This window comes from Kaistia sp. MMO-174, assembly GCF_037147815.1.
GTDB lineage: Bacteria > Pseudomonadota > Alphaproteobacteria > Rhizobiales > Kaistiaceae > Kaistia > Kaistia nematophila.
Map to the genome: position 1 here is coordinate 45802 of NZ_JBBCUO010000004.1, position 17384 is coordinate 63185.

General features: G+C 67.3%; 16 protein-coding genes. 9 read left to right on the forward strand and 7 right to left on the reverse strand.

The features are described 5' to 3' along the window. Positions 1–24 precede the first annotated feature (24 nt). Positions 25–2406 (reverse strand): DUF3772 domain-containing protein, encoded by a 2382-nt coding sequence (locus tag WFK98_RS15300; protein ID WP_336800847.1) that lies wholly within the window; start codon positions 2404–2406, stop codon positions 25–27. A gap of 188 nt (positions 2407–2594) precedes the next feature. Between WFK98_RS15300 and WFK98_RS15305 the strand changes: the two genes are divergently transcribed. The 7 genes from WFK98_RS15305 to WFK98_RS15335 all read left to right on the forward strand — a co-directional run bounded on the left by WFK98_RS15305 (position 2595) and on the right by WFK98_RS15335 (position 10208). Further along, the gene (locus WFK98_RS15305; RefSeq protein WP_336800848.1) at positions 2595–3263 is read left to right on the forward strand and encodes an exopolysaccharide biosynthesis protein; all 669 of its coding nucleotides are present in this window, start codon (positions 2595–2597) and stop codon (positions 3261–3263) included. 275 nt (positions 3264–3538) lie between these two features. Next, entirely contained in the window at positions 3539–4588 is a 1050-nt protein-coding gene (locus tag WFK98_RS15310) for a LacI family DNA-binding transcriptional regulator (protein WP_336800849.1), read from the forward strand. 106 nt (positions 4589–4694) lie between these two features. Beyond that, positions 4695–5894, forward strand: coding sequence for an ABC transporter substrate-binding protein (locus WFK98_RS15315; protein WP_442907440.1), 1200 nt, complete (start codon positions 4695–4697; stop codon positions 5892–5894). Positions 5895–5992: 98 nt separating this feature from the next. Beyond that, positions 5993–6895, forward strand: coding sequence for a carbohydrate ABC transporter permease (locus tag WFK98_RS15320; protein WP_336801174.1), 903 nt, complete (start codon positions 5993–5995; stop codon positions 6893–6895). Continuing rightward, entirely contained in the window at positions 6895–7758 is an 864-nt protein-coding gene (locus WFK98_RS15325; RefSeq protein WP_336801175.1) for a carbohydrate ABC transporter permease, read from the forward strand. The genes WFK98_RS15320 and WFK98_RS15325 overlap by 1 nt, the downstream gene beginning before the upstream one ends. 41 nt (positions 7759–7799) lie before the next feature. Continuing rightward, the gene (locus WFK98_RS15330) at positions 7800–9734 is read left to right on the forward strand and encodes a glycoside hydrolase family 127 protein (RefSeq protein ID WP_336800851.1); all 1935 of its coding nucleotides are present in this window, start codon (positions 7800–7802) and stop codon (positions 9732–9734) included. A 192-nt stretch (positions 9735–9926) separates the two neighbouring features. Continuing rightward, positions 9927–10208: a hypothetical protein gene (locus WFK98_RS15335; protein WP_336800852.1), complete on the forward strand. Its 282-nt coding sequence runs from the start codon at positions 9927–9929 to the stop codon at positions 10206–10208. 6 nt (positions 10209–10214) lie between these two features. Here WFK98_RS15335 and WFK98_RS15340 read toward each other — a convergent pair whose 3' ends face one another. Continuing rightward, entirely contained in the window at positions 10215–11243 is a 1029-nt protein-coding gene (locus tag WFK98_RS15340) for a zinc-dependent alcohol dehydrogenase family protein (RefSeq protein WP_336800853.1), read from the reverse strand. A 108-nt stretch (positions 11244–11351) separates the two neighbouring features. Here WFK98_RS15340 and WFK98_RS15345 point away from each other — a divergent pair, with 108 nt between their 5' ends. Further along, entirely contained in the window at positions 11352–12257 is a 906-nt protein-coding gene (locus WFK98_RS15345; protein ID WP_336800854.1) for a LysR family transcriptional regulator, read from the forward strand. Positions 12258–12287: 30 nt separating this feature from the next. Here the strand turns inward: WFK98_RS15345 and WFK98_RS15350 are convergent, their stop codons facing one another. The 5 genes from WFK98_RS15350 to WFK98_RS15370 form a co-directional block, all read right to left on the reverse strand. After that, positions 12288–12929, reverse strand: coding sequence for a L,D-transpeptidase (locus WFK98_RS15350; RefSeq protein ID WP_336800855.1), 642 nt, complete (start codon positions 12927–12929; stop codon positions 12288–12290). Between the two features lie 242 nt (positions 12930–13171). Then, positions 13172–13828 (reverse strand): dethiobiotin synthase, encoded by a 657-nt coding sequence (gene bioD, locus WFK98_RS15355; protein ID WP_336800856.1) that lies wholly within the window; start codon positions 13826–13828, stop codon positions 13172–13174. After that, positions 13825–14799, reverse strand: a complete 975-nt coding sequence (bioB, locus tag WFK98_RS15360) for a biotin synthase BioB (RefSeq protein WP_336801176.1) — start codon at positions 14797–14799, stop codon at positions 13825–13827. Before bioB ends, bioD begins: the two co-directional genes overlap by 4 nt. 38 nt (positions 14800–14837) lie before the next feature. Continuing rightward, the gene (locus tag WFK98_RS15365; RefSeq protein WP_336800857.1) at positions 14838–15404 is read right to left on the reverse strand and encodes a biotin transporter BioY; all 567 of its coding nucleotides are present in this window, start codon (positions 15402–15404) and stop codon (positions 14838–14840) included. A gap of 86 nt (positions 15405–15490) precedes the next feature. Then, complete coding sequence (locus tag WFK98_RS15370; protein WP_266340376.1) at positions 15491–16159, reverse strand: GntR family transcriptional regulator; 669 nt, start codon at positions 16157–16159, stop codon at positions 15491–15493. A 205-nt stretch (positions 16160–16364) separates the two neighbouring features. Here WFK98_RS15370 and WFK98_RS15375 point away from each other — a divergent pair, with 205 nt between their 5' ends. Continuing rightward, positions 16365–17330, forward strand: coding sequence for a helix-turn-helix domain-containing protein (locus WFK98_RS15375; RefSeq protein ID WP_336800858.1), 966 nt, complete (start codon positions 16365–16367; stop codon positions 17328–17330). Positions 17331–17384 lie beyond the last annotated feature (54 nt).

Here is a 17384-nt window from a genome sequence, read left to right on the forward strand (position 1 = left end):
AGAAGAAGAAGGGTCGGCGGCGGCTCAGCCGGGGAGCGCCACCTCCGCCTCCTTCAGCTTGCTCAGGATGGCGAAGCGCAGATCGGACTTGACGGTGGCGCCGGTGGCGATGTCGGCGAGATAGCAACGCAACTCGAAATCGAGCGACTTCTCGCCGAAGCTCAGGAACAGCACGATCGGCTCCGGATAGCGCAGAACGAGCGAATGGCCCTTGGCGCATTCGAGGAGGATGGCCTTGACCTGCTCGGCATCGGCCAGCTTGCTGACCGTCACCGGCACGACGACGCGCCCCGAACGATCGCGCAGCACCATGTTCTTGACGACGCCGGTGATCAGGCTCGAATTCGGCACGATCACGGTGGCGCGATCGAAGGTCTCGATCTCGGTGGCGCGCACGTTGATCCGCTTGACCGTCCCCTCCTCCGCGCCGACCGTGATCCAGTCGCCGGCGCGGATCGGCCGCTCGGCCAGCAGGATCAGTCCGGAGACGAAATTGTTGACGATCGCCTGCAGGCCGAGACCGATACCGACGGACAGCGCACCGGCGACGATCGCGATGTTGGAAAGGTCGAGGCCGGCATAGCCGAAGGCGAGCGTCGCCGCGAAGATCATCCCGACATAGCCGAAACTGGTGCGGATCGAATTGCGCAGGCCGGAATCGAGCCGCGTCGTCGGCAGGAAGCGAGTGTCGAGCCAGTTCTGGATCGAACGCGTGATCACCAGGCCGACGATGAAGACGGCGATGCCGGCGACCAGCGTCGAGAGCGAGATGGTGATCGAGCCGATCTTGAAGCCGAAGAAGAGCTGGCGGATCGTCTCGAACAGCCCGGAGGAATCGACGCCCCACTGCGCCACGATGGCGAGACAGGCGAAGCTGATCAGCACGAGGTGCGCGACGCCATTGGCCAGCACGCCGGCCTGCGTCACCGAGCGCGGCGCGAAGCCGACGGAACCGATCAGGCGACTGCCGACGACGCCATCGCGACGGAACGAGGCGGCGGTGATCTCGTCCGTCAGCTTCATCAGCAGGTAGAGCAGCGAGATGACGACCGTGATCCACACCGTCTGCGTGGTGATGAAGCGGCCAAGCGCGACATAGCCCATCACGTTGGCGACGATGGCGATGCCGGCCGAAAGGCCCGCGATGATCAGCGCGATGCGGCCGAGGCCGTAGTCCTCGTCGGCGGGATCGTCGTTCTCTTCATCCTCCGGCGTACCCCGCCGGGTCAGCACGCGAACCATGCTGATGATCAGCACCGCGATGGCGATCGACAGCACGCCGTCGAGCGCGATGACGAACTGCAGCGACGCCAGCGTCACCTTGGCGAAGCTCTGGTGCACGACCACCAGCGCCTCGAGCGCGGCAATGGCGACCGAGATGTGGAAGGCGCGGGTGGATACCGCGTCGTCGAGATCGACCATCCGCCAGGTGCTGCGCGTCGGCGCCAGGAGGGCGCGCGACACGCCGAAGGCGAGCGAGAAGAAGACGACCGCCGCCGTGGTCGCGGTCCAGAGCAGATCGATCCGATATGGCATCAGATCGAGCGCCTTCAGGATCGACTGCACGCCAGTCAGCACGATGAGCGGCAGGAAGGCGTTGACCGCGACGATGGCCGCCGCCGACATCACCTTGGTGCGCATCGTCGGCTGCTGGTCGGCGGTCGGCCGGCGCAGCTTGGAAAGCAGGAAGCGCCGACCCGGCACCAGCACCATGACGATCAGCGCCAGCAGGCTGACGAAGATCGCGATTACCGAGCGGTCGCTGCGGTTGGCGATCACCGTCGCCCATTCGCCGACGACCGAGCCGGAACGTCCGGCAATCGCCGGCACGTCGGTGGCGGCGTCGCCCCAGAGCCCGGGATCGATCAGGCTGGAATTGCGCTCGAGCAGCGCGGCGGTAAAGCGGGTGCGCCGGCGCTCGGAAATCTGCGAAATCGTATAGGAGCCGTGGGTGGCGACCGCGAGCGCCTGCTTCTGGAAGCCGGCGAGATCGGCAAGCTGCTGCTCGGCCTGCTGGCGATTCTCCTTCGCCGCGTCCGATTCCGTCGCGTCTGCCGCGCCGGTCGGCTTCAACTGGTCGACCTGGGCGGTGGCGGCCTCGACCTTCGGCGCCAGCGCGTCGGCCAGAGCGTTGGCCGCCGTGACGATATCGGTCGTGTCCTGCTTGAACCGCTTGAAGTCGGCGTCCGTCAGGCCGTCGCCATCGATGGCGGCGTCCATCTTCTCGAGCGCCATGTTCCAGGCATTGATCTGCTTCTGCGGATCTTCTGGCTGCGCCCAGGCGGATCCCGCCGCCAGCACGCCGAACAGCCACGCGGCGACGACGAGGCAAAGGAAGGCGGCGACCGCGCCACGGGACGTATCGACGGAAGCCGGCCGGCGGCTGGGGGAGGCAGCGCTGAACAAGCAGATCTCCAGCAGGGCAATGCACCGCATCATGCGGCTGCCTGAGCTATAGGATTAAAGATGACGAGAATAGGGAGTTAGGACGCAATCGACACGTCATGCAAGCGGCGCAGGATGCCAGTCACGGGTGGCGTCGCGACGGCGGCACCCCATATGGGACGATCGAAAGACCGCAGAGGATCCGCCGCTTGCCCGCCGACCCCGCCCCCGACGACGCGACGACCGCCTTCTTCCGGACGCGCTCCGCCTCGGCGATCCTGGCCGATCTCGACACGGTGCTGAAGAAGGAGCGCGTCAGCCTCGGCGACATGGTCGATGCGCTCGGCGAAGCGGGTCTCGGCCTCTCCATCCTGATGTTGGCGCTGCCTTCCTTCATCCCGATTCCCGGCCTGCCGACGGGCTTCGTCTTCGGCACGGCGCTGGCGATCCTGTCGCTGCAGATTCTCGCCGGCGCCGACCGGCTGCGCCTGCCGCAATGGCTGCGCCGGCAAAGCCTGCCGCGCGGGCCGGTCGTCAGCGGTGGCGCCTGGATCGCGCCCTGGTTCCGGCGTGTGGAATGGATGCTGCGGCCGCGCTTTGCCTTCCTGTCCGGCCGGCTGGCGCCCTTCATCCTCGCCGTGCCGATCTTCGTGCATGCCGTGATGATCCTGCTGCCGATCCCGCTCGGCAACCAGTTGCCGGCGCTCGCCGTCATCGTCTTCGCCTTCGGCCTGATCGAGCGCGACGGCCTGGCCGTTCTCGTCGGCTGGGGGCTCACCGTCGTCGCCATCGCCTGGAATTCGGCGATCGTCTTCTTCGGCGCGGAACTGTCGCTGTTCCTCTATCGCTGGACGTCGGACCTCTGGGGCGCGGCCTGAGCCCCTCCCCTCGACGCCGGCTGGCCATCCCGGATTTCCCGGAACCGAGGCAATCCGGGCGTTTGTTCCGCTATCCGAAAACTTTCTTCACCGGCACGTCGCGAGCGCCTTGCGCGACGGAAAAACTGTGCTAGCTTTTCCTGAGAAAAGGTTTTCTCAGACGGTCCGGGCGGCGGCGCTATTCCCTCCGCCCTTTTTTGAAGCCGGTTGAGAAAACCTTTTCTCTAAAAGAGAGGCCGCCGCTCGAACGGACGGCCAGGCGAGGAAACGACGGCATGAGCGACGGCAGCGACAACGTGATTCAGCCCGCCCGCAGGCGGCCTGTGACGTTGCGCGACGTCGCCGAGGCCGCCGGCGTCAGCGTCGCCACCGCTTCCAAGGCGCTGAACGACCAGGGCCGCATGACCGTCGAGACGCGGACGCGCATCCGCTCGGTCGCGCTGCAGCTCGGCTTCCGGCCGAACGGCCTGGCGCAGAGCCTCTTGCGCCGCCGCAGCTTCACCGTCGGCCTGCTCACCAACGACACCTATGGCCGGTTCTCGCTGCCGGTGATGGCCGGCGTGTCGGAAGCGCTGCTCGACAACGGCGTCTCCGTCTTCCTCTGCAATGTCGAGGACGATCCGCGCCTCGGCCAGATGCATGTCGACGCCATGCTGGAAAAGCGCGTCGACGGCATCATCGCCTCCGGCAAGCGGCTCGACCGTCATCTGCCGGTCGACCTTTCCAATCTCGGGATTCCGGTGATCTACGCCTTCACCGATCCCGATCCCAACTCGATCGCCTTCGTCTCGGACGACGAAGGCGGCGCCCGCCTCGCCGTCGAGCATTTCGTGGCGCTCGGCCGGAAGCGCATCGTGCATGTCACCGGTCCCGAAACCTTCGAGGTCGTGCACCAGCGCGCCGGCGCCTATCGCGCCGTACTGAACGAGCAGGGCATGGCGCCGCCACACGTGCTGATGGGCAAATGGTCGGAAGGCTGGGGCCATCAGGCGGTGGCCGAGCTCTTCGACGCACCGGGCGAGAAGCCGGATGCGGTGTTCTGCGGCAACGACCAGATCGCGCGCGGCGTCGTCGACGCGCTGCGCGAACGCGGGCTGCGCGTACCCGAGGATGTCGGCGTCATCGGTTTCGACAATTGGGAGATCGTCGCCGCCGCCACGCGTCCGCCGCTCACCACGGTCGATATGAACCTGACGGCGCTTGGCCGCGAGGCCGGCCTCACCTTGCTTTCGCTCGTCGACGGAAAACCCGTCGAGCCGGGCATCCGGAAACTGCCGTGCCGCCTGGTGGTGCGTCAGTCATGCGGTCGTCCGCCGGGCGACTAGGGTTACCTGTCACGGTCCCGGGAGGAGCCTGGATCGGGGACATCAGGGAGGGAAGACCATGAAAAGACTGACAAGCCTGCTGGCGGCGACCGCCACGCTGCTCTCGATGACGGCGCTCGCCTCGGCGGCCGAGACGGCCAATATCTGGGTCCGCGCCGACGGCTCGAATTTCATGCCGCAGATCGTCGAGGCCTTCAACAAGAGCCACGAGAACCAGATCAAGCTCGACATCATCCCGAACGCCGAGCTGGTGCAGAAATATGCGACCTCCGCAGCGGGCGGCACCGCGCCGGATGGCCTGTCGCTCGACCTGATCTACACCCCGGCCTTCGCCGCCGCCGGCCAGCTCGAGGACATCACCGACTGGGCCAAGGGCCTGCCCTACTTCAAGGACCTGTCGCCGGCGCATGTGAAGACCGGCACCTACAAGGACCGGATCTACGGCCTGCCCTTCTCGGCCGACAGCTCCGTGCTGATCTGGAACAAGAAACTGTTCAAGCAGGCCGGCCTCGATCCCGAAAAGGGCCCGACCAACTTCGCCGAGATCGCGGCGGATGCGGAAAAGGTCGCGGCGCTGGGCGGCGACATCAAGGGCTTCTACTTCTCCGGCGCCTGCGGCGGCTGCAACATCTTCACCTTCACGCCGCTGATCTGGGCCTCGGGCGGCGACATCCTCAGCGAGGACGGCTCGAAGGCGACACTCGACAGCCCGCAGATGCGCGACGCCATCGCACTCTATCGCGGCATGGTCGAGAAGGGCCTGGTGCCGGAAGGCGCCAAGACCGATAGCGGCGCCAACTTCTTCGCCGCCTTCGCCGGCGGCAATGTCGGCATCGCGCCATCGGGCGCCTTCGCTATCGGCGCGCTCAACACCCAGTACAAGGACATCGACTACGGCGTGACCTTCCTGCCGGGCAAGGATGGCGGCTGGTCCTCCTTCGCCGGCGGCGACAATTTCGTCGTCACCAAAGGCACGCCGAAGCTCGCCGTGCTGAAGGAATTCCTCGACTACGCCTACTCGCTCGAAGGCCAGACGCTGCTCGCCAGCCGCGGCAGCCTGCCGGTCCGTGGCGACATCGCCAAGGAAGCGCTGAAGGATCTCGACCCGCGCTACCAGATCGCGGCCGAAGCGATGGCCAAGGGCAAGACCCCGTACTCCGTCGTCTTCAACGACATCATCAACAGCGCCAACGGCCCGTGGGCGCAGATGGTCAATGAGGTGTTCTTCGGCGACGACGTCGACGGCGCGATCGCCAATGCGCAGGAAACCATGCAGGGCATCATCGACGCCGGCACCGGCCAGTAGGCCTCTCGATCGGCGGGGGCGCCATCGCGCCTCCGCCGTCCGCCCGCATCGCTCGCGAAGGAAGCACCATGTCCTCGATCACGGCCAAGGCGGGCGCCATGCCCTCCCAGCCCGTCAGCCGACGCGCGAAAGTCGACCGCAGCCATTGGGTCGGCCTCCTCTATATCGCCCCGGCCATCATCCTGGTGACGGTGTTCTTCGTGATCCCGCTCGGCATGACCGCCTGGATGTCGCTGCACAACTGGCCGCTGATGGGCCAGCACCGCTTCATCGGGCTCGACAACTACATCGCCATCACCAAGGACGTCCGCTTCTGGAACGCCCTGAAGTTCACGCTCTACTACACGGTGATCGTCACCATCGCGATCTTCGCCGTCGCCTTCCCGCTGGCGCTCTTCGTCGAGAAGCCGCGGCCGATGACAGGCGTCTACCGCACCGCCTTCTTCATGCCGGTCGTCGTCGGCTTCGCCTCGGCGAGCCTGCTCTGGGCCTGGCTGCTCAACGTCGATAGCGGCCTGTTCAGCCCGGCGGCGCAGATGCTCGGCCTGACGGAGAAGAAGTTCAACCTGATCGCCACCTTCAACCCGGCCTTCTGGTCGATCATCGTCATGGTGGTGTGGAAAGTGGCCGGCTTCACCATGGTCATCCTGATGACCGGGCTGCAGTCGATCCCGACCGAACTGCAGGAAGCCGCCAAGATCGACGGCGCCAATGCCTGGCAGCGCTTCCGCGCCATCACCCTGCCGCTGATGCGCCGCACCGTGGCGCTGGCGCTGATCCTCTCGGTCGCCGGATCGATCCTCGCCTTCGACCAGTTCTACATCCTGCTGCGCGGCGGGCCGCGCAACTCGACGATCACGGCGGTGTACTGGATTTTCAACCAGTCCTTCGTCTCGTTCAAACTCGGCTACGGCGCGGCGCTCTCGATGGTGCTGCTCGTCATCCTCGTCGTCCTCAGCCTGATCCAGCTCCGGCTGCTGCGCAATCCGGAGGGCACATGATGGCCGCCACCACCCGCTCCACCTCGAACCGTTCGGTCGCCAGCCTCTTCGGCGAGCACGGCACCGGCGTCCTGCTGTCGCTGATCTTCCTGGCGCCGATCGTCTGGACGATCCTCTCGACCTTCAAGCCGCCGGCGGAAGCCCGCCTGCCCCCGATCCCGCCCTGGCCGACGACCGGCTTCTCGATCCAGAACTACGTCACGCTCGACAGCTTCGGTGCCGGCCTCTGGCATTCCGCCCAGAACAGCATCTTCGTCGCCGTCGCCAGCGTGCTGCTGACGACGGTGATCAGCCTGCTCGCCGGCTACGGCTTCTCGCGCTTCCGCTTCCCGTTCAAGAACCTGTTCTTCGTGCTGATCCTGTCGACGATCATGATCCCGTTCCAGTCGATCCTGACGCCGATCTTCCTGATCCTCTCCTGGCTCGGGCTGCAGAACACGCTGACAGGCCTCGTGCTCGTCTATGTGACGCTGCAGATGCCGTTCTCGATCTTCATGATGCGCAACGCCTTCGACGCGGTGCCGAAGGAGATCGAGGAGGCCGCCCGCATCGACGGCGCCACCAATTTCGCGCTTCTGACCAAGGTGATGCTGCCGCTGGTCTGGCCCGGCGTGGTGACGGTCGCGCTCTTCGCCTTCCTGAACACCTGGAACGAGTTCCTCGCCGCCCTGGTGCTGATGACCGACCAGGCGAAGTTCACCCTGCCGATCATGATGACCGCCGTGCAGTCGGGCCGCTTCGGCGCCGTCGACTGGGGCGCCGTGCAGGCGGGCGTCACCGTCATGATGATCCCCTGCCTGATCCTCTTCCTGCTGTTGCAGCGCTACTACATCCGCGGCCTGACGGCCGGCGCGGTGAAGTAGCCCTCCCCCGAACCCTGCTTCCGATAGAATAGGAGTCTTCCATGAGTGCCCTGCCATCCGTCGACGAAGCCCCGCGCGCCCGCTTCCGTCCGCCCGCCGTCCCCCAGGTCGAAGTGCGCGGCTTCTGGGGCGCGCGCGTCGACGCTGTCGCCGACAAGACCGCCGACATCCTCTACCAGCGCTGCGTCGAGGCCGGCATGCTCGACCAGATCGACCCCGACCGGCCAGTGCCGGCGCTGCGCATCCCGTTCCATCCGAACGGCACGGTGACGATGCAGATGTTCTGGGATTCCGATCTCGGCAAGACGATCGAGACGGCCGCCTATTGCGTCTATCGCAAGCCCAATCCGGCGCTCGAAGCCAAGATCGACGCCGTCATCGACATGTTCGAGAAGCTGCAGCAGGAAGACGGCTACCTGTCGAGCTGGTACCAGCGCATGGAGCCCGGCAAGCGCTGGACCAATCTGCGCGATTGCCATGAACTCTACTGCGCCGGCCACCTGATCGAGGGCGCCGTCGCCTATTACCAGGCGACCGGCAAGCGTAAGCTGCTCGACGTCATGTCGCGCTATGCCGACCATATCGGCACCGTGTTCGGCCCCAATCCGGGCCAGCGCCAGGGCTATTGCGGCCATGAGGAGCTGGAACTGGCGCTGGTGAAGCTCGCCCGCGTCACCGGCAACCACAAATACATGGATCTCGCCAAGTACATGGTCGACCAGCGCGGCCAGCAGCCGCACTATTTCGACGAAGAGGCAAAGGCGCGCGGTGCCGATCCGGCCGACTACCACTTCAAGAACTATGAATATAACCAGGCGCACAAGCCGGTGCGCGAGCAGGACAAGGTCGTCGGCCACGCCGTCCGCGCCATGTATCTCTATGCCGGCATGGCCGACGTCGCGACCGAATATGGCGACGACGACCTCAAGAAGGCGCTCGACCGGCTCTGGGACGATCTGAACTCGAAGCGGCTCTACGTCACCGGCGGCCTCGGCCCGTCGGCCGACAACGAGGGCTTCACCTCGGACTACGACCTGCCGAACGAGACGGCCTATGCCGAGACCTGCGCCGCCGTCGGCCTCGCCTTCTGGGCCAATCGCATGCTCGGCATGGGCCCGAACACGCGCTATGCCGACGCCATGGAGCTGTCGCTCTACAACGGCTCGATCTCCGGCCTGTCGCTCGACGGTTCGCTGTTCTTCTACGAGAATCCGCTCGAGAGCCGCGGCGGCCATAATCGCTGGAAGTGGCACCGCTGCCCGTGCTGCCCGCCGAACATCGGCCGCATGGTCGCGTCGATCGGCACCTACATGTACGGCCAGGCGGAAGGCGAAGTCGCCGTCCACCTCTATTGCGACTCGACCGCGACGCTGGACATCGGCAGCGCCGAGGTGAAGCTGACCCAGGACACCCGCTATCCCTGGGATGGCGCGATCGGTATCACCGTCGACGTCGCCAAGCCGACCCGCTTCGCGCTCAACCTGCGCATCCCCGGCTGGTGCCGCAAGGCGACGCTTTCGGTCAATGGCGCGCCCGTCGACCTGAAGGCCGCCACCGAGGACGGCTATGCGCGGATCGAACGCGAATGGAAGGCGGGCGACACCGTCCAGCTCGATCTCGACCTCGCCGTCGAACAGCTCCACGCCCATCCGGAAGTCCGCCAGGACGTCGGCCGCGTCACGCTGAAGCGCGGACCGCTGGTCTATTGCCTGGAAGGCATCGACAACCCGCTGTCGCTGAACCGCCTCCGCGTTCCCGCCCCGTCGAGCTTCACGGCCAATTTCGAGCCGGGCCTGCTCGAAGGCGTCGTGACGCTGGCGGCGGAAGCCGAGGCGGACGCCACCGGTGACTGGAACGGCGATCTCTACCGCACCGCCGCGCCGAAGACCGAGACCGTGCCGATCAAGGCCGTCCCCTACTACGCCTGGGACAACCGCGAGCCCGGCGAAATGCTGGTCTGGCTGCGCGGCGGCTAGTTTCCGCCATATCGGCCAAGCGGGGCCATGGCAAACAGGCGTCGCGACCGAACAGGTCGCGGCGCCTCTCTCGTTTCAGGAACCGCCGGGTCACGAGGCCGTTCCAGCATGACGCCAGTGGGGCCGGCTCTGGCGCGGCCGGCATAGTTCTCTATGCTCGGCAAACTTTGCGTCGCACAGGGGTGATCCGCGGTGTTCTTTCTCGTTCGTCTGGCCTTGCTCTACTGCGTGATCGGTGTCGGCATCCTGCTGGTGCAGCTCACCTTCACGACCTGCGAGCGGCCGCTTGTCCTCGATGACGGCACGAGCGCGACGCACGGACCGATCGATCTCGGCCGGATCGGCAAGGACAGCGACTACACCAAGCGCCTTGCCAGCGACGTGGTGTTCTGGGGGCCGCGCGCCTTCGATTTCGTCATCAAGGGCGACATCTCGGTGAAGAACTTCCTGCTCGCCACCGACTGCAAGCGCTGAGGCGCCTCAGCCGTCGAGCGTGACGACGATCTTGCCGAACGGACCGCGATCGAGGTGATCGAGGGCCGCCGGCAGCTCGGCGAAGCGATAGCGTCGGCCGATGACCGGCTTCAGCCCCACACGGTCGACGGCCAAGACGAAATCCTCCAGCGCCCGGCGATGGCCGACGCTGATTCCCTGGATCACCGGCTGCTTGCGCAGCAACGGCCCCATCGGTCCCGAGAAGGCGAAGCCCTCGAACACGCCGATGACGGAGATCCGCCCCTGGACCGCCACCGCCTCGACCGAACGGCCGAGATTGGCGCCTCCGGCCATTTCGAGGATGTGGTCGGCGCCGTGATCGGCCGTCAGTTCGTGCACGGCCGCCACCCAGCCATCGTCCCGGCGATGGATGCCGTGGTCCGCGCCGAGCGCCCTGGCGCGGGCGAGCTTGTCCGGGCTCGACGAGGTCACGATCACCTCGGCGCCATGCGCCTTGGCGATCTGCAGCGCGAAGAGAGACACGCCGCCAGTCCCTTGCAGCAGGACGGTTTGCCCGGCCCGAAGCCGGCCATATTCGACCAGCGCCGACCATGCCGTCAGGCCGGCGACCGGCAAGGTGCTTGCCTCGGCGTCGTCGAGGCTGGCGGGCGCCAGCGCGAGCCAATCCTCCGGAAAGGCGACGTATTCGGCGAGCACGCCCGGATGGATGCCGCCCAGCGTCCGATAGGGCGGATTGCGGGCCGTGCCTTCCGGCGCGCCATCGATCCAGCCCGCCTCGAAGGTCGAGATCACCCGCTGTCCAGGTTCGAAGCGCTTTGCGCCTTCGCCGAGCGCGACGACCGAGCCTGCAAGGTCCGAGGCTGGCGTGAAGGGGAAGGCGAGCGGCAGAGGCATGGCGCCATCGATCACCAGCTTGTCGCGATAGTTGAGCGACACGGCCGCGACCTTCACCAGCACCTCGCCGGGTCCGGGCTCCGGGATCGGCGCTCTTGTCAGCGCGAGGTTATCACGACCGACCGCGTCGAGGGTCCAGCGCTGCATCGTTTCAGTCATGTCCGTTTCCTGATCGTTTCGGGAAACGGACGATAGCGTTGAACGAAGAGATCCAGTGGCGATAAGATCGCACCTCATTGGTTCCACTAGCGATACAAAGAGCCGACCATGAGCGACCCGCTGACTGGTGTCTCCGTCTTCGTCCAGACCGTCGAATCCGGCAGCTTCGCCACGGCGGCCGCGCGTCTCGGCCTGTCCCGCTCCGCGGTCGGCAAGACCATCGCCAGGCTGGAACAGCGGCTGGGCGTCCAATTGTTTCATCGCACCACGCGCAGCATGAGCCTGACGGATGACGGCCAGGCGCTTTACGAGCACGCCGCGCGCGCGCTGGAAGCGTTGCGCTCCGCCGAAACCATGCTGGAATCCGGCCGCAAGGAGGTCATCGGCCGGCTGCGCGTGTCGATGCCGGTGCTGTTCGGGCGGCGCTGCGTGGCGCCGATCCTGTCACGGCTGACTCGCGAGCATCCCGGCCTCGAACTCGACCTGCAATTCAGCGACCGGACCGTCGACCTGATGGGCGACGGCTTCGATCTCGCGATCCGCAACGAACCCTTCGCGGAAGTCCCGGGTCTGCTGACGCGGCGACTGGCGCGCCAGCGCATGACCGTCTGCGCCGCGCCGGCCTATCTCCAAGCCCACGGCAGGCCGATGACGATCGCGGACCTAGGCGGTCATGCCACCATCGCCTATGGCCGCGGCGATCGGATCCGCAGCTGGCTGTTTCCGCGCGACAACGAGGCCCCGGAGGAATTCATCCCGCTGGGCCGGATGCGGTTCGACGATCTCGAGGCAATCGCCGATGCCGCCGCCGCCGGGTTCGGGCTCGCCTGGCTGCCATGCTGGCTGGTCCGCGACCGGATCGCGTCCGGCGAACTGGTACGGCTCCTGCCCGAACGGCCGGGGCTGGAGTTTCAGATCAACGCCGTCTGGCCGGGGCAGGCGCGGCTGCCGCTGCGGGTTCGCATCGCGATCGATGCTCTTGCCGCCGACCTGCCGGCGATGACGGCCAAGTGACGGCCGAATGACGGCGCGCAGCGTCCGGGCCTAGATCACCACCAGCGTCGTCTTCGACGGCACGCGGTCGTAGAGGTCGATGACGTCCTGGTTGAACATCCGGACGCAGCCGGACGAAGCCGACTTTCCGATCGTGCGCCATTCCGGCGAGCCATGGATGCGATAGAGCGTGTCGACGCCATCCTTGTAGATGTAGAGGGCGCGCGCGCCGAGCGGGTTCTGCAGGCCGGGCGGCATGCCGGTGCGCCACTTCTCCAGTTCCGGCTTGCGGCCGATCATGGCGGAGGGCGGCGTCCAGGTCGGCCACTTGCGCTTCCACTGCACGATGGCGCGGCCCTTCCAGGAATAGCCCTGACGGCCGAGGCCGACGCCATAGCGCATCGCCTTGCCATCCCTAAGCACCAGATAGAGATGCTTGTCCTTGGTGTTGACGACCAGCGTGCCGGGCGCCTCGCCGGTCGGATCATCGACCAGCTGGCGCAGATATTTCGGATCGACGGCGTCGTGGCGGATCGCCGGCAGCTTGAAATCGCCATCGGTCACGGCTGCGTACATCCGCGCATAGTCGCTGCCGCCGGAGACCGGTTCGGCGGCTGCGGTCGCGGCTGCCGGCTCGGCCGTCGCCGGGGCGGGCGACAGGCCCGGCGCCATCGGCGCGAGGCTCGTCTCCACGCCGACCTCCTTCGGCACTTGCGCGCAGGCGGCAAGCGCCGAAACGCCGACAAGGGACATGCCGGTCAGGAACGACCGACGCGAAACAGCTGAAGACACGGACGGAAAACCTTGGAAGTGGATGGGAATGGCCTGGCGCAACGCGCGGGCCTTGGTCCGCCTCCTACCAGAGGGAATGCGGCGCGTATGTGATGACCGCCTGCAACGCAGCCATGCACGGACGCATCGGCAGCTACCGTTGCCTAAACATCACACCCCTCCCCGCCCGGCCCGACGTCGAAGCGCGCGCCAAAGCCCTGGCGGAACGATTGGCGCAGCAACGCGGCCGTCAGCTGCGGAAGCCACGCCAGCCGGCCGAGAATGCGCACGCGACCGATCCCGGCGATCGCCTGCGCCGTCTCCGGCTCGGCCTCTCCGACGAACGCGACTCCGAAGAGCGGAACGGCGCGATGGCGGAGCGCCTCCAGCGACAGCAGCGTGTGGTTGATCGTGCCGAGCGAGGTCCGCGCGCACAGCACGACGGGAAAGCCCCAGCGCGCCAGAACGTCGGCGAAGCTCGCCGCCGGCGTCAGCGGCACCAGCACACCGCCCGCCCCCTCTATGACGAGCGGTCGAAGCGTCGGCGGCGGCGCCAGCCCGGCGACGTCGATCGCGACGCCCTCGCTCGCGGCCGCGCGATGCGGCGAGACGGGCATCTTCAGGCGGTATGCCTCCGCATGCACGCGCCCGCCGCCGATCCCGGCGAGCCGCGCCACCGTCTCGCTGTCCGTCTCGCCGTCGAGCCCCGCCTGCACCGGCTTCCAGTAGTCGGCGCCCAGCCGATCGACGAGACCGGCCGAGAATACCGTCTTTCCGATGCCGGTATCGGTGCCGGTGACGACGATCCGCCGCGGCGTCACCGCGCCCTCGCGGCGACGGCCGCCGGGCGCATGCCGAGCTTCGCCAGCAGGGCCGCATCGCGGTCGCGCTGCGGATTGGCCGTGGTGAGCAGCACGTCGCCGGTGAAGATCGAGTTGGCGCCCGCCAGGAAGCAGAGCGACTGCGTCTCGTCGCTCATCGAATCCCGCCCCGCCGACAGGCGGACGACGCTCTCCGGCATCAGGATGCGGGCAAGCGCCACCAGCCGCACCAGGGCGATCGGCTCGACCGGCTCGCCTTTGTCCAGCACCGGCGTTCCCCGGATCTCGTTCCACATGTTGATCGGAACGCTCTCCGGCGGGGGATCGAGATTGGCGAGGAGGACGAGCATGCCGATCCGGTCGGCGATCGTCTCGCCCATGCCGACGATGCCGCCGCAGCAGACCTTGATGCCGCCATCGCGGACATGGCCGAGCGTCTCGAGACGATCGTCGATCGTCCGCGTCGTGATGATCTCGGGATAGAATTCGCGCGAGGTGTCGATATTGTGGTTGTAGTAGTCGAGCCCGGCCTCGCGCAGCCGCTCGACCTGGTCCGGCGTCAGCATGCCGAGCGTCACGCAGGTTTCGAGCCCCAGCGCCCGCACGCCGGCGATCATGGCGCAGACCTTGTCCATATCGCGGTCTTTCGGGCTGCGCCAGGCCGCGCCCATACAGAACCGGGTCGCACCGCCCGCCTTGGCGCGCGCCGCCTCGGCGACGACGCGCTCGACCTCCATCAGCTTGGTCGCCTTGACCCCGGTGGCATAGGCTGCGGATTGCGAGCAATAGCCGCAATCCTCCGGGCAACCGCCGGTCTTGATGCTGAGCAGGCTCGCCTGCTCGATCGCGGCAGGGTCGAAATGCCGGCGATGCGCGCTCTGCGCCCGGAACATCAGCTCCGGAAACGGCAGCGCATAGAGCGCCGCCACCTCCGCCTCGGTCCATTGCCGGTCCGGCCTCCCCGCCTGCATCGCAGACGGGGAAACCGGAGCTACGCCATGCTCGGCGATCATCGGCCGATCGCCCCGATGAAGCGGGCGGGCAGGATCGCGGCGCCGGCCGCGACCATGGCGATGTTGATCAGGTCGCCAAGAATGAAGGGCGTGAAGCCGAGCGCCAGGATGTTCCCGGCCGGCACGAACAGCCCCAGCCACGGCAGGCCGACGGCATAGGTGACGGCGAGACCGGCCAGCATGGCGAGGGTGCGGCCGAGCGTCCTGCGCCCCTCGGCGAGCGCGCCGGTGAGCCAGCTGGCCGCGAGATAGCCGAGCAGGTAACCACCGGTCGGCCCCATCATGTAAGTAAGTCCGACGCCGCGCGCCGGGGAATCGGAGAAGACCGGCAGACCGGCCGCGCCGACGGCGAGGTAGCCGAAGAACGTCGCCGCAGCGAGACGCGGACCGGCGGCAATGGCGATCGCCATCACGGCCAGGGTGTGCAGCGTCATCGGCACCGGCCAGGACGGAATATGGATCTTGGCGCAGAGCGTGATCAGCGCGATGCCGGCGACGACGACGGCGGCAGGCCGCCACAGGCTGCGGGCCTGGCGGATGGCGGGAACGAGGGTCGAGGTCATGCGAACTCCAAATTATAGATAATATTGCAGTCTATCTATAACTGAATCCACATCGGATCGATTCGCGCAATCTCTATCTATAAAACTCAGCCAACGATAGCGAAGGCGTCGCGCGTGCGGCCGCCGGACGCCGAGACCGGACGCCGCCCGATCCATTGCACATGCCCCGCCAGCGTCGAACAGGCCGCCTCGACCTGCCGGCTGCGCAAGGCGGCCAGGATGGCGCGGTGATCGTGATCGGTGCGCGCCTCCCAGTCTGCGCGCCAGGCGGCGAACAGGAAGCGCGCGCTGGCCGCATGCAGGTCGTCGATCGAAGCAAGCAGCCGCGGCATGCCGCAAGGCGCCAGGATCAGCCGGTGAAACCGCCGGTTTGCCTCCTCCCAGGAGCGGACATCGCGCGATTCGTCGCCTGCCTTGGTCGCCGCCTCGGCCTCGTCGAGGATGGCGGCGGTCAGGTTGGGCGCGGCATGGCGCAGCGCCAGCACTTCGAGCGCAGCGCGCATCTCCGCCACTTCCTTGACCTCGGCGAGGTTGAACGACGCCACGCGGACGCCGCGGCGCGGCTCGCTGACGGCCAGGCCCTGCGCTTCGAGACGACGGAACGCCTCGCGCACCGGCACATGGCTGGCGCCGAACTCCTCGGCGACATGATCCTGGCGCAGACGGGCGCCGGGCTCGATCTCGCCGGCAATGATCCGCTCGGCCAGGGCGCGGCTGATCCGCACCGCCAGCGTGTCTTCCTTGGGCTTGCTCATGTTTTATAGATAATTTCTTGCGCGCGGATTGTCGATGGCGGCGAGCCACGCGAAAGGCCAGGGCCGGGCCAAGGTAACGGGTTTTGCGAAACGGCCGCGGCTCGCTATCTTATGGGGAACATGCGGGCGGCCGCCGACAAGGAACGGGCCCGCCGCGACAAGACACGGAAAGCGACGACAGCAACAAGCCATCTGGGAGGAGGCGATGTCGAAGCCGGAAATCGGCCTGCATGCCGACAGGGTGCAGTCGGCCATCCGCTCGGGCGAGGCGGCTTCCTCGGCGCTGGTCGCGTCGTGGCAGCGCTCCGCCAGCCTGCACCGGCTCGACCCGGCCGAGCGGCGCCTCCCCAATCGATTGAGCGATCGCGAGCTGACAGCCGTCCGGCAACGGATGGAGCCCCTGCTTCGGGCGGCGCAGGCGAGCCTCGACCGCCTCTATTTCGCCGTCGGCGGCATGGGCTGCTGCGTGCTGCTCGCCGATCGCGACGGCATCCCGGTCGAGCGGCGCGGCGCCGTCGGCGACGACGAGACCTTCGAGGATTGGGGCCTCTGGACCGGCTGCGTCTGGAGCGAGGAGAGCGAGGGCACCAACGGCATCGGCACCTGCCTCGTCGAGCAGCGCGTGCTGACCATCCATCGCCAGCAGCATTTCTTCACCCGCAACACGGCGCTCTCCTGCACCACCGCGCCGATCTACGACCACGAGGGACGCCTCGCCGCCGCGCTCGACGTCTCCTCCTGCCGAAACGACCAAACGGAGGATCTCTCCAATCTGGTCGCGATGGCGGTGACCGATGCGACGCGCCGCATCGAGGCGGAGAATTTCCGCCTCGCCTTCCCAGACGCCCGCATCGTCGTCGCCCCGACGCCGGAATGGTCGCCAAGCGCCCTGCTCGCCGTCGACAAGGACGATATCGTCGTCGGCGCGACGCGGGCCGCGCGCCAGGCCTATCGCCATCGCGAAGCGCTGATCGGCCAGCCGCTGCCGCTCGGCGACGTCGCCGGCGAGGCACGCTTCGGCGACGAGCTCCGCCACGCCGAACGGGCCATCCTCGAACGGGCGCTGCAGCGCTCCGGCGGCAATGTGACGGCGGCGGCCCGCCAGCTGGGCGTGTCGCGCGCCACCCTGCATCGCAAGCTCGGCAAGCTCGGGCTCGAACGTCCGCACTGAATATTGCGCTGCAACCGGGTATTGCGCCGCACAGTGTCGCAAGGGTGAGACAGT